Raw genomic sequence first — 12,562 nt, forward strand, 5'->3', positions numbered from 1 at the left:
AAAAAACGGCGCACTCATCGCGCGCCGTCGCTATATTATTGTTGTTCCTTCCACCTGTCGAACACATTTACAATGTTCTGGTAAGAGAACTTCAGGTATTTATCTACGTTTTCGCGTTTCACCCACTCAATATCCACGATATCTTCTTCGATCTGCGGTACGGTCAGCTCGGTACCGGTGAACTTCATGGCGTACCAGTGGCTGTGTTTAAGTACTTTTTGCCCTTTATACGGGTAATAATGGAACGTTTCCGTGATTTTATCACCCAGCGTAATGGAGTGTAAGCCCGTTTCTTCGGCTACTTCGCGAACGGCGCACTCCTCGATGCTCTCCCCTTCGTCCAGCTTGCCTTTGGGTAAATCCCACTTACCACGCCGGAAAATCATGAGCACATCGCCGTTGGGGTTGGTGATCAGTCCGCCGGCGGCCTCAAATACCACGTAATACTTTTTCACCTGTTTGAACAGGGCCTTCGGGTCTTCGCTACGGAGGATGGCGCCTGGCAGCGCATCTGCTTCCATCTTACCAATCACATCCGCGATGGTGGCGGCGTTAGGCTCACTAAAAGAGGGCAGGTCGCCAGGGATATTTGTGTCGGGAGATACGATGAACAAGGATCGTTCGTTTATATAGATGATGATGGGCGTTTTCATGCCTGCAAAAGTATTTTATTTTACATTTGCGCTCATGAATAATGTTAGTGAAAAGCAGGTAGCAGAAAAACTGTTACAGGTACAGGCCGTAAAGCTGAGTCCATCGCAGCCCTTCACCTGGGCATCCGGTTGGAAGTCGCCTATATATTGCGACAACCGTAAGATCTTATCTTATCCTTATGTGAGGGACTATATTAAGTCCGAGATGAGCAACATCGTGTTCGAGGTATTTCCCGAGGCCGATGTGGTGGCGGGCGTGGCGACTGCGGGTATCCCTCACGGCGCCATGGTGGCCGACCAATTGAAGCTACCTTTCATCTACGTGCGTTCGAAACCGAAAGAACACGGTATGGGCCGCCAGATCGAAGGAGTATTGCAGGCGGGACAGCGTGTGGTGGTGATCGAGGACCTGATTTCCACGGGCAAAAGCAGCCTGGAAGCGGTACAGGCGATCCGCGCCGAGGGTGGTAACGTTATCGGGATGGTGTCGATCTTTAACTATGGATTTGATATCGCGGCACAGGCAATGGCGGATGCAGGCGTTCCTTACCGTTCTATGAGCAACTACAATGCGCTCATTGAACTGGCGGTGGAAAAGGGAATGGTAACCGAGGCAGAACAGGAAACGCTCAAGGCCTGGAGAAACGATCCGTCGGTGTGGGGTAAGTAATACATTTGAATTTTTATTTGTATATTAGATCATAAATTCAAACTTTTTATGCGTATCATCAGATTACTGCTCGTGTTTATGTTCGTGGGAATTGGTACCACTATGGCCCAGGCCAAGAAAGGCACGCTGGCTACCGTGGTAGTTAAAACGCCTACCGTACAATGTGCGATGTGCAAGGAAACCATCGAGCGATATATGTACCAGGAAGAAGGAATTCAGTCCTGCAAAGTGGATTTTAAGAAGAAGACCACGACTATTAAGTACTATACCGATCGTACGAATGTGGAGAATGTGAAAACGGCCATTGCGAATGCAGGGTACGATGCGGACGATGTGACCGCTAATGAGGATTCATACAACAGGCTCCCGACGTGCTGTAAAAAACCGGAAGATGGTGGTGGAGCGCCAAAGAAGAAAGGATAATAACGCCTTGAAATACGAAGGGCCGCCTGATCAGGCGGCCCTTTTTTTTATGCTTTTAGAAGATTCCCAGCTTCTGTTTAGTCTCGCATTTGATCGGGAACGGCAGGAAAACACCGCCTTTGCCCACTTTACACTTACCAGCCGCCTTTATCGTTACCTCTTTGGAAATCAATGCAGTAAGCGCATTTTTGAATACATTCGACATATCCACCTCCATTTTTACCGGGAAGTAAAAAGTGTCCTTTGCCGGGATATAAATAAGCGTATCCTGGGCGGAATGGCCCACTTTCACATCGTTCAGGAAGAGGTCGAAATCGGCTTCTTTCAGCTTCAGGTTGAAGTTATTAGGGTTGTAATACGCGATGCTCATTCGTATTACGCTTTTGGAGAAACCAAGGTTATCCAGCCCGAAATCGGCGATATTGATGAACCCAGGTCCTTCATTTTTCCGCAGGAACTCATGGTTCCCCAGGTAAGCAGTACAATTAATAACAGGCTTTTGTATCGCATTGGCAAGGTCAATTTGGCCCCAAACCTACGTTGTATTTTCCAGATTTTGGGAGGCGCGGAGTGGTTTAACAAGCTTTTAGTGCTTACCTACTTGGCGCGGAATATTTGATTTGTATAATTTGCTTCTGGTGATGCTATTATATATGATGGGGGCAGTGGGCGTTCAGGAGCCAACCTGGTCGTCTTGAAAAATGGTGTCAAAAATTACCTTCGGGAGATGTGTTTTTGGAAATGGAGTTATTATATGATGTAGTTCAATTGGCCTGATTCGCACCATAAATTTCGTTCAAAAAAGTATTTTCTCTGCTCTTTAGCAATGAACTTCAGGCTGTTCAAATATTATATTTATAGCATGTGTGGTCGATTGATCGGAGTATTTCTCGATCAGCAATTGTGCTTTTTAGATCGAAATAATTACATAAATGACGCTGATAGTTGGCGGTTTAATTTAATGTGATTGGTGTAAAAAGCGATTTTGGGTTGCCGGATGATGATCCTGAAGCTTATATTTTTGTCCTAACAAGGTGCGTATTTTTTATATATAAAGGGGACCGAACCGTGATTTTGGTCCACATTATCTGAGTGATTCCGATGAAGAAACCGAGGTTCCAATCACAAATTTCGGGGTAGATAAATCTGCATTCTTAACATATGATCCGGGTTAAAATGGATTTTTTAAGGCGCGGGTTGACTAGCGATCTAAAAATTTAGCTGTAGTTGATGGGTGAAAATTGGGGGATAAGGTCGTCGGTTTTAGATAAAGCAAACAAATTTTCGTCGATTAAGACTGATCAAAAAAACTGTTTACGTACAATTACATGCTTAAATATTAATATATCTTCATCATGGAATTGGTACTTTTTGATGAAACCTGGACGCGTTAATTTGGCCCGACTGCGACTTTCAACACCAAAATTCAGCCGACACTGTACAATTTTATATTATAAGATGCGGTGAAAATTAAAAGCGGGTTTAGAAAATTGTCCAATCATATGTGAATATTAATTCACTTATCCGAGTATTTTTGCTATCCCTAACATCTTTTTACAACCAATAAATGGTGTATTTCTATCAAGTGTTTCCCTCGGTCAATGTCAGAAATTTCCCCATCCGAAACAAATAGTTAAGTCTTTTTTGTTATTTGATAGGAGCGCGGTGTATGATTTTAAACCGTTCAAATTAAGAAAATACATCAGTTGTCGCCCCCGGATTAGCTCCGAACGAATATGGTAATTAACTAATTTGACTTGTTGTATTACCGCTCTTTAGCTACAGACGAATAGGGTAATTGTTTAATTTGATAGGATCGCAAATTCTCTATCGAATATGACTTTTCCTATATGTATTAGCGCCATATATGCCAAATTGACTGCCTGCCGACGACGTTTAAACGCAGTATTAGATATATAAATTCTTTTATGTCTTCGATAGATTTAGATATCCAGGCTACTCCGGTTCTTCTTCAGTACGAACCACGACTTTTCAAATTGAACATCTGTTGATGGCATAAAACCGTCCTCCAGTTCCGTGCGTCGAACCTCATCTTTTTAGCCCCCGATTTCAAACCTCAATTTTCACCACAATTTCTTCGACTTTTTGCGGGCTGGGAGCGACCCTTTTACCTCAAATTTTACTTCAAATAAAAATGGCTGAAAATGAATGATTTTTTCTACTAATTACTTTAGTATTTTTGCATCTGGACGACGTTTTTTGCAATTAACATTTTGCTAAAGATGATAGCATATTTTATTTAATTCTATGAGCTGTTTACCAATATGTTAAATGGATGAATTTGCATCTTAATATTTAATTTCAGGTAACCGATTCTAATTGATTTCTACATACAAAATTCAAAATTCAGACACTATGTCAGAACAGGTACATTCGAATTGTAAGTTGGTTGATTCACAATACTTTGGAAGTATTGAGTACTATAAAACTTTAATTGATTGCGATATATTACAGATTGAGAGATATGAACACTATCAGAAAGTGAGTTTTAGGAATCGGTGTTACATTGCCGGGCCAAATGGAAGAATACTTTTGAGCGTTCCGCTGGTAAAAGGGAAAAATCAGCGAACTACGATGAAGGATGTTCGGATCAGCGATGCCGAAAATTGGCAGGCACTTCATTGGAAAACTTTGGTGTCGGCATACCGTCGTTCTCCCTGGTTCGAATATTTCGAAGGCGAGCTCCAAAGTTTGTATGAAAAGAAATTTGAATACCTCCTCGATTGGAACATGGCCTGTTCTGATTGGGTGAATGAACGCATCGGTTTTGAGAGGACTGTCATTTTTACAGACAGTTACCAGGATCGCGGTACGGTGAAAAATGCTGTCGACCTCAGGGACCAACTGACCCCGCCGGGTGACCAGGACGAAAATGCGGGCATTGAAAATTACACACAGGTGTTCCAGGAGAGGGTCGGTTTTCTCCGGAACCTTAGCATTCTTGACTTGCTGTTTTGTGAAGGCAAGCGGTCACTCGAGCTGCTTGCTCAAAAATAGAAGTGTATCCGTTTTGTTACGCATTTATATATGTAACTGGTTCGTTGCGGGAATGAAACGAAACCATTTGGTTTGATCTTGCTCGATCTTTGTGTAACTGATGTGTTACGAATCTCTTTGATGATTACGTAAGTGAATGGTTTCATCTTTCATGTAGCTATTCGGTTGCTGTTTCAACATCTGTAGGCGATCGGTTACATGGGGCATTTGATACGTTTTGGTTTCCTAATATTGATCAGGCGATTACATGATGCGATGTGCAGCAGGTGGGAGTAAGGTGGTCTGGTGTATTTCGTAACTGATCGGTTTAAGATCACCATATACTTATAAAGTCGAGGGAAGCGGGTCGATCTTGAATTCCAAAAACAACTGAGAATATGTAGCCGTCTGGTTTCAGTAATTACCGCGAAGATTTAGGGTATTAAAGTGAACTTTTAGAAAGCGGATTGGTTCTCCTTAATATAAGGTAGCCAATTGTATGTGTAACTAACTGGTTGCGATCTGTACAAGGTGGAATTATTCCCGCAATGATATAGCAGCCATGCTTGTCGCCCGCCGGCGGCAGCCCGGGTTTAAAAGTCATACAATAGTTTGGTTTGTAGTATTTTAGAAGGACGGGAATCCTTTCATAAAAAAGATGGAGATTTTTGGAAAACCAATGGAATAAAAAGGTAGATTTGCAGCCTGTTGCTGGGAAAACGAACTTACGTAGGTGTGTAAACCAGAAGTTTCCAGCGGGAAATCAAGGACATTTATCCCGGAGTTTAAATTTTCTAATCCTTTAAAATTCATTCTCAGCATTAAATGAACAACACCTACACGGACCTCGTTAACCAAACGTTCGAGTTTCCTCAGGAAGGCTTCGACGTTAAGGACAACTACCTCGAGTTCAACGGTTTGAACATTAAGGCCCTGATAGATAAATATGGAACGCCTTTTAAACTGACTTATCTGCCCAAAATCGGTATGCAGGTAAACAAGGCGAAAAAGATGTTCCAGGATGCCATCAGGAAGAACAAGTACGACGGCAACTATTATTATTGTTATTGTACAAAGAGCTCTCACTTCTCTTTCATTATGGAAGAGACCCTGAAGCACGGCGTTCACATCGAAACTTCGTTTGCGTACGATATTGATATTATCAATAAGCTGTACGAGCGAAAGAAGATAAGTAAGGAAACTTACGTTATCTGTAACGGGTACAAAACAAAGTCTTATACCCGGGCCATCGCAAAACTGGTTAACAGCGGTTTTAAAAATGTGATCCCGGTATTGGATAATAAAGAGGAACTGGAAGATTATTCCAAATTGATCCGCACAAAAGACCCCGTTAAACTGGGACTCAGGATCGCAGCGGAAGAGGAGCCCACCTTTGATTTTTATACTTCAAGGCTCGGCATTCGTTCCAGGGATATCCTCGAATTTTATGTAGACAAATTGAAGGGCAATAGTAAGTTCGAACTGAAGATGTTGCACTTCTTTATGAATAAAGGGATCAAGGACGATATTTATTACTGGAGCCAGTTTAACAGGGTCGTAAACCTGTACTGCCAGTTAAAGAAGATTTGTCCCGAACTGGAAAGCATCAACATTGGCGGTGGTTTCCCGATTAAACACTCCCTCGGGTTCGACTACGACTACGCTTACATCGTAAACGAAATCGTAGCCAACATTAAAAGTGTTTGTAAAAAGAATAAAGTACCCGTTCCGGATATCTACACAGAATTCGGTTCGTTTACGGTAGGAGAAAGCGGCGCCGTGATCTACAGTGTGATCGGTGAAAAGATGCAGAATGACCGTGAGATCTGGTACATGATCGATAGCTCTTTTATTACTACCTTGCCAGACACCTGGGGTATCGGGGAAAAGTTCCTGATGCTACCCATTAATAAATGGGAGGAGGAATACCGGAAGTACACCTGGGCGGATTGACCTGCGACGGTTATGACTTCTATACTTCAGAAGAACATATTAACGCGGTGTTTTTACCCAAAGCTTCCAACGGAAAGGAGAGTAAGGAGCCTTTGTATATCGGCTTCTTCCATACCGGCGCTTACCAGGACCAGCTGAGCGGCTATGGCGGTATTAAACACTGCCTGATCCCTTCGCCGAAACATGTAATCGTGGGCTACGACAAAAACGGGCAATTAAAAGACTGGCTATACGCTAAAGAGCAAACCGCTCAAAGCATGCTTAAAATTTTGGGTTATTAAAAAAATGGGTTAGTAATCCACACGCGGCCCCTCGACTTTTCGAGGGGCATATTTTTTTCCGGCCGGCGGCGTTTGGTAAAACGAAAAAAGGCCCGCCAAATACATGGTGAGCCCAATTCCATAGGAGAGACGTAAAACTAAACATTCATAGACATAGATTGGATGATAGAACGGGATTTCGAACATTCATAGATTGTCAGGACAAACGGCATAAATCATGGCTCGGGAAAATAGAACAATTGCCGATAGATCATAGTTAGGATAAACGGAACATTCAAGGTCGGGACAAATATGACCGCTCTAAAGGCATGGTGTAGATCAGGTAACTCCCTGATGATGAAACAAAGGTACATTGGCCATTACCCCCTGCAAATACCCGAAAGTGTTAATTTTTGTACCACATATGTAACTCCTGTATCCGACATAACACATTCACACTGATGTGCTTTCTTTTCAAATATTTACAATTTTATATGTATGAAATTTAAATTGATCTTGTTTTTAACTACGGCTATGCTTGCTTATAATGCGCTGTGGGCGCAGGTTGACCAAAATGAAGAAGTGAAGATGGCCGTCAGGCAGCTGTTTGAGGGGATGAAGAAGGGTGATAGTGCCGCTGTTAGCAGGGTTTTCGCAGAGAAAGTAGTGTTTCAGACAGTTGTCGGTAAAAATGATGGAACTGTTTCGGTGAGTAATGGCGACGTACAGGCGTTCCTGAAAGCCATTGGAACGCCTCACACGGACGTGTGGGATGAGCGTATCGAGTTCAGTTCGGTATTGATCGATGGAAACCTGGCATCTGTATGGACACCTTACAAATTTTACTTAGGTGAGAAGCTGTTGCATTGTGGGGTGAATTCCTTTCAGCTGGTGAAGCTAAGTGGTGCATGGAAGATTGTTTATCTTATTGACACGAGGCGGAAGGACTGTATGTAATCACTGCTGGCGCTCCGTATCCGGTACCCGATCGCCGTATCGCATTGCCGTTCTATCTCCGCAAAGCACTCATCCAGCAATTCGGTACGGCCTTCCCGGAACTCGGACTGTCCCGAGCGGGAGAGGCCCTTCAGAATAAGAAACTGCTTGGTAAGATTTTGGTTGATGAGCCCCGAAAACTGTTTCTGCTTTTCCAGCCCCTGCAACTTCTCCAGCGTGACCACGTTCCGGTAGTGGTGTCCCAGTACCCGTACCATCAGCAATACGTAACAGGCCGTCAGTAAAGGGTTGAATACAGCGGAGCGGTTTTTCGAAAACTCCGGCAGCACGTACACGGGTACGTTGTAAACTTGAATAAAGGCCACCACTGCAAGGTAGGCGTATAGTATCCCGGCTAACCACATAGCCGCCCGCAGGTGTATGGTAAATAATGCCAGCAAAATACTCAGCACCCAGATCATGGCGTACATGGGCGAGGTGTCCTGCTGGTTGAACAGGGATGAGGCCATGCTCAGCAACATCGGGTTTAGTACTGCGATGGTGGCGGCAGTGCGGTAACGTTTCGTATTATTCAGCAGTGCAAAGCATAACAGGAAGATGGTAGCGGACGCGGCGCCTATCGCCAGGTGAAAATAATCCTGGTATATTAATAACACAAAGGTGAGAGGTGTGAGCAGTAGCAGGTGGAAGAAAATGAAATCAAAGAGCATTTTAATTCTCGATAACTCGCGCGTATCGGCCGCTTTTCTCAAAAACGACCCAATGGCAGCTGATTCGGCTGCACGGTAGATGCTTACGGCAAGTAATCTGATTCCCTTCATAAGTACATTGCTGACGATAGAACGTGTCGATGGTCAAAATAACAGTCAACTGAAGTTAGGTCAATTCAGAAGGATGCCCGTTATACTTTCGTGTGAAATTACGATGCGAATAAAATGCATAAAAAAGGGGCCGATTTAAATCGGCCCCGAACACTTCATCACTGTAATCTATCCCTTATGCAACTACAATTTCTTTTGCAGGTTCCTGCTTAACTTCTTTCTTAGGCAGGGTTACCTTCAGCACGCCGTTCTCATATTTGGCGTTGATTTTTTCAGCATCCACGTTCTCGTCCAACGTAAAGGAACGTTTGAAAGAGCGGGTTGAGAATTCCCTGCGGATCTGTTTTTCAGTTTCTTCTTTTTGTTCAGTTTTTTTATCCACGCTAATGGTCAGCACCTGTTTGTCGAGGTTGAGTTTGAAATCAGCCTTATCAAAACCGGGCGCTACTACGTCCAGCAGGTAGGCTTCTTTACTTTCCGGATGTTCACCGGGGGATGGGTGGCGAAGTGGTCAGGCGTTAAGAAATCGTCTTTCCAGAATTTGTTCAGGCCTGCGTTACCGAATACTTCGTCGAAAATGTTGTTAAAAGATCTGTGAACCGGACGTTGATGAAATTTTACGTGTGTCATAGCTTATAAATTTTTTAAAGGTTTTTAATGTTGATCTGAGCATTTGCTCATTTGCGGAGTATAAATCAAATGGGATACCAGTGCCATAAAACGGTATAAATTGGCATTTTCGCCTGCGTTTATGCGACAAAGTGTCTTGTTTGGTCGTTTTGTAATGACATTATGTCTACTTTATAGAGTTGATTACTTTTATTACCTTTGTAGAAACAGATTAGATATGTATCCAGCGGAATTAGTTATGCCCAGAAAGGCAGAGTTGACCGATAACGGTTTTGAAGAATTACTGACTCCCGCCGAAGTAGAGACAGTACTCGCAAAAGAAGGCACTACCCTTGTTGTTATAAATTCAGTTTGCGGATGTTCCGCAGGCACTTGTCGTCCCGGTGTACTGATGGCGGTTGCTACCAGCGAAAAGAAACCGGACAGACTTACTACCAGCTTTGCAGGTTATGACTGGACGCGGTACAGGAACTGCGCAAGCACCTGTTACCTTATCCCCCGTCTTCACCCGCTATTGCTTTGTTTAAAGATGGCCAGCTGGTACACTTCATCGAGCGTCACATGATCGAAGGCCGCCCTCCGCAGGTGATCGCAGGCAGCTTGCTGCAGGCATTCGAAGAACATTGCTAATTAAACCTTTTCAAATAGAGTGGTTGAACATCAAAAATTAACCGTTTATATGTGAAAGAAATTTGGGATTTGAAATTTCCCTACGTACTTTGGTGGTTTGATTTTCCTCTTGACCTAATTCGGCTTTGTTCATAGGAGAATTCAGATCACCAAACTTTTTTATATAGCCTATGTATCCTAATCTTTATTACGTTTTTAGGGATTTATTCGGTACAAGTCACGCAATTTTCAAGCTGTTTCAAACCTTCGGTTTTTTTGTAGCCGTTGCCTTTCTGGCGGGGGCTTATGTGTTGACCATTGAATTGCGCCGCCGCGAAAAACTGGGTTTGCTGAAAGGCATTACCGGTATGGCCGAGCGTAAACGCGACACCCGGGAATCCGGGCTGGCGTGGAGTGTGGGAATAGCGGCGTTGGTAGGTTATAAAATTCTTGGTCTGCTGGTATTGGTAAAACCTGAAATGAGCAGCGAAGAAGTGAGGTCAATCGCCCTTTCTACACAGGGGAGCATTTTAACCGCTGTTCTCGCAGTGGTCGCGGTCTTGATCTATAAAATGCTCGAACGCCCCAAAGACCCCGAAGACCGCAAAGCAAAAACCTGGAAAGAAGAAGTTACCATCATGCCGCACCAGCGCGTGCCCGATATTACGGTCATGGCTGCAGCTGCCGGTTTGATTGGTGCTAAAATATTCCATAACCTGGAAAACTGGAGCGACTTTGTAGCGGACCCCGGGGATCGCTGTTTTCGTCGAGCGGGTTAACCTTTATGGAGGCCTGATCCTGGCCGCCATCGTAATTATCCGTTATGCGCGCAAGCGGAACATTTCTATCCGTCATTTAATCGACAGCGCGGCGCCGGCATTGATGCTGGCTTACGCCATCGGACGTATGGGCTGCCACTTTTCCGGCGACGGAGACTGGGGTATTCTGAACAACGCTTATGCGCCCGATAGTGCGGGAGTGGTGCAGCGCATCGATGATAAGATATACCAGCAGCGCCTGCAGGAATATACCCCTTTCTTCGAAAGCGAGTTTGGCAGCATGGATAACGTGCATGCACATGCGTTCGTGAAGCCGGAGTCGCTGAGCTTTGCGCCCGATTGGCTGTTTGCGTACGCTTATCCGCACAACGTCATTAACCGCGGCATGCCCATGGCGAACTGCAATGGTGAGTATTGTCATATGCTGCCCATAGCGGTATACCCTACAGCACTGTACGAAATCATTACCTGCGGTGTGATGTTCCTCGTCCTATGGGGTATCCGGAGGCGTGTAACCGTACCCGGCGTTATTTTCGGTATCTACCTTATCCTCAATGGCTTCGAGCGGTTCTGGATAGAGAAGATACGCGTCAATACCAAATATGATATTTTTGGTTTCCATCCCACACAGGCGGAGATCATTTCTACGTTAATGATGCTGGGCGGCGTTGCGCTGATCTGGTATTGTCAGCGTCTAAACAAGAAAACAGTTTCCCGTTAAGACTATATGCATCGTCATCCTAAACTCGTGCCTTTGTCGCACGAGCATCAGCGGTTGTTATTTGTGTGCCGTTATCTGAAAAAAGATGCGGCGCCGTACGAGGGGTTTCCTCTGGAGCCCGAGGCCAAACTGGCTTATATTGTTAAAATATTTAAAGAAGTGATGGTGCCACACCTTCAGAAAGAGGACTATCTTTTTGAAGCCTGTACCGGCCACGATCCTGAAATTGATAAAGCCATCCGGGAATTGCAGACGCAGCACCGCCAGATTTCCACCATTTATGGCGGGCTGCTGGAAAGTAAAGACCTGGTGGGCGATATGGACATCATTGCCGGGGAACTGGAGGAACATATTCGCCGCGAAGAACGGGAGGTGTACCAGTGGTTACAGGACCGCCTGCCGCATGTGATTGAAGGACTCAGTTTCTGATTCATTAAGTTATTAGTATATAAGCAGTTGTCTCGTAAGAGGCAGCTGCTTTTTTTTTATGTACCACGGTACCGAACCGTCACTGAACCATCACCCAACCATCACTGAACCATCCAAAGGCCAGTGTAGCCCCGTTTGCTCAATAGCGAGAAGACGCGGAAAGGAGCGTCGCAACGGCGGCCCCATAGCAATCCGAAAGCCAACGCCAAAATACCATTCATCACTTCTCTTGTAACAAACCGGAGCGACTGGCGTCTTCTTATTGATTTCACCAATCATCACTGTTTACTGACCATTTATGTAAACAATTGTACTATGCAATGCAAAGTACCTACCTTTACACTGTAATCGTTAATAAAAGGAACTCAGTCAAGCATTGAACACTTTGTTTATCAGAAATTTCTAAATCCGCCTTATATGAAACGTCATTCTACACAGTTGACCCTAAACATGTTGCTGCTTATGGCAACAGCTGTGCCTGCCTTAGCGCAGACCAAAATTACCGGCCAGGTGAACCGGGCCGATCAGAAACCGGTGGAGTTTGCCACGGTGACCCTGCTGAAAGCAAAGGACTCCGCACTGGTAAAAGGTGCGGTGGCCGACATCAACGGGAAATATGAATTTGACCAGGTGGCTGCCGGTCAGTACCGGTAGCTGCTG

Annotated in this window: 15 protein-coding genes and 1 pseudogene; 11 read left to right on the forward strand and 5 right to left on the reverse strand. The window is 44.5% G+C overall.

Annotated elements, in window-relative coordinates; genetic code table 11:
- Nucleotides 1–35 precede the first annotated feature (35 nt).
- Nucleotides 36–653, reverse strand: coding sequence for an NUDIX hydrolase (locus MKQ70_RS02145; RefSeq protein ID WP_248067265.1), 618 nt, complete (start codon nucleotides 651–653; stop codon nucleotides 36–38).
- 34 nt (nucleotides 654–687) lie between these two features.
- On the opposite strand from MKQ70_RS02145, the gene pyrE reads away from it, so the two are divergent.
- Both pyrE and MKQ70_RS02155 read left to right on the forward strand, forming a co-directional pair.
- Nucleotides 688–1,323: an orotate phosphoribosyltransferase gene (gene pyrE / locus MKQ70_RS02150; RefSeq protein WP_248067269.1), complete on the forward strand. Its 636-nt coding sequence runs from the start codon at nucleotides 688–690 to the stop codon at nucleotides 1,321–1,323.
- Between the two features lie 48 nt (nucleotides 1,324–1,371).
- Nucleotides 1,372–1,746, forward strand: a complete 375-nt coding sequence (locus tag MKQ70_RS02155) for a heavy-metal-associated domain-containing protein (RefSeq protein ID WP_248067272.1) — start codon at nucleotides 1,372–1,374, stop codon at nucleotides 1,744–1,746.
- Between the two features lie 55 nt (nucleotides 1,747–1,801).
- On the opposite strand, the gene MKQ70_RS02160 is transcribed toward MKQ70_RS02155, so the two are convergent.
- On the reverse strand, nucleotides 1,802–2,116 hold the full coding sequence (locus tag MKQ70_RS02160; RefSeq protein ID WP_248067274.1) for an LEA/WHy family protein: 315 nt from the start codon (nucleotides 2,114–2,116) through the stop codon (nucleotides 1,802–1,804).
- A 2,006-nt stretch (nucleotides 2,117–4,122) separates the two neighbouring features.
- Here MKQ70_RS02160 and MKQ70_RS02165 point away from each other — a divergent pair.
- The 4 genes from MKQ70_RS02165 (at nucleotide 4,123) to MKQ70_RS02180 (ending at nucleotide 7,913) form a co-directional block, all read left to right on the forward strand.
- Nucleotides 4,123–4,764: a WbqC family protein gene (locus MKQ70_RS02165; RefSeq protein WP_248067277.1), complete on the forward strand. Its 642-nt coding sequence runs from the start codon at nucleotides 4,123–4,125 to the stop codon at nucleotides 4,762–4,764.
- A gap of 804 nt (nucleotides 4,765–5,568) precedes the next feature.
- On the forward strand, nucleotides 5,569–6,696 hold the full coding sequence (locus MKQ70_RS02170; RefSeq protein WP_248067280.1) for a type III PLP-dependent enzyme domain-containing protein: 1,128 nt from the start codon (nucleotides 5,569–5,571) through the stop codon (nucleotides 6,694–6,696).
- Nucleotides 6,657–6,977 (forward strand): hypothetical protein, encoded by a 321-nt coding sequence (locus tag MKQ70_RS02175; RefSeq protein WP_248067284.1) that lies wholly within the window; start codon nucleotides 6,657–6,659, stop codon nucleotides 6,975–6,977. The genes MKQ70_RS02170 and MKQ70_RS02175 overlap by 40 nt, the downstream gene beginning before the upstream one ends.
- Nucleotides 6,978–7,454: 477 nt before the next feature.
- Entirely contained in the window at nucleotides 7,455–7,913 is a 459-nt protein-coding gene (locus MKQ70_RS02180; protein WP_248067287.1) for a nuclear transport factor 2 family protein, read from the forward strand.
- Here MKQ70_RS02180 and MKQ70_RS02185 read toward each other — a convergent pair.
- From MKQ70_RS02185 to MKQ70_RS02195, 3 genes are all read right to left on the reverse strand, one after another.
- On the reverse strand, nucleotides 7,877–8,734 hold the full coding sequence (locus MKQ70_RS02185) for a hypothetical protein (RefSeq protein ID WP_248067290.1): 858 nt from the start codon (nucleotides 8,732–8,734) through the stop codon (nucleotides 7,877–7,879). The genes MKQ70_RS02180 and MKQ70_RS02185 overlap by 37 nt on opposite strands.
- A 175-nt stretch (nucleotides 8,735–8,909) precedes the next feature.
- Nucleotides 8,910–9,194, reverse strand: coding sequence for an Hsp20/alpha crystallin family protein (locus MKQ70_RS02190; RefSeq protein ID WP_308199404.1), 285 nt, complete (start codon nucleotides 9,192–9,194; stop codon nucleotides 8,910–8,912).
- Nucleotides 9,182–9,364, reverse strand: a complete 183-nt coding sequence (locus MKQ70_RS02195) for a hypothetical protein (RefSeq protein ID WP_248067293.1) — start codon at nucleotides 9,362–9,364, stop codon at nucleotides 9,182–9,184. Before MKQ70_RS02195 ends, MKQ70_RS02190 begins: the two co-directional genes overlap by 13 nt.
- Nucleotides 9,365–9,602: 238 nt before the next feature.
- Between MKQ70_RS02195 and MKQ70_RS02200 the strand changes: the two are divergent.
- The 5 genes and pseudogenes from MKQ70_RS02200 (at nucleotide 9,603) to MKQ70_RS02220 (ending at nucleotide 12,556) form a co-directional block, all read left to right on the forward strand.
- Nucleotides 9,603–9,994 (forward strand): annotated as a pseudogene (locus tag MKQ70_RS02200) (BrxA/BrxB family bacilliredoxin).
- A gap of 290 nt (nucleotides 9,995–10,284) precedes the next feature.
- Nucleotides 10,285–10,752 (forward strand): hypothetical protein, encoded by a 468-nt coding sequence (locus tag MKQ70_RS02205; protein WP_248067296.1) that lies wholly within the window; start codon nucleotides 10,285–10,287, stop codon nucleotides 10,750–10,752.
- Nucleotides 10,753–10,813: 61 nt separating this feature from the next.
- Nucleotides 10,814–11,473, forward strand: a complete 660-nt coding sequence (locus MKQ70_RS02210) for a prolipoprotein diacylglyceryl transferase family protein (RefSeq protein WP_248080945.1) — start codon at nucleotides 10,814–10,816, stop codon at nucleotides 11,471–11,473.
- Between the two features lie 6 nt (nucleotides 11,474–11,479).
- Complete coding sequence (locus MKQ70_RS02215; protein ID WP_248067299.1) at nucleotides 11,480–11,902, forward strand: hemerythrin domain-containing protein; 423 nt, start codon at nucleotides 11,480–11,482, stop codon at nucleotides 11,900–11,902.
- Nucleotides 11,903–12,319: 417 nt separating this feature from the next.
- Nucleotides 12,320–12,556, forward strand: a complete 237-nt coding sequence (locus MKQ70_RS02220; RefSeq protein WP_248067302.1) for a carboxypeptidase-like regulatory domain-containing protein — start codon at nucleotides 12,320–12,322, stop codon at nucleotides 12,554–12,556.
- The last annotated feature ends 6 nt before the right edge of the window (nucleotides 12,557–12,562 follow it).

Origin of the sequence: Chitinophaga sedimenti, from assembly GCF_023156195.1 — a bacterium.
GTDB classification, from domain to species: Bacteria; Bacteroidota; Bacteroidia; order Chitinophagales; family Chitinophagaceae; genus Chitinophaga; species Chitinophaga sedimenti.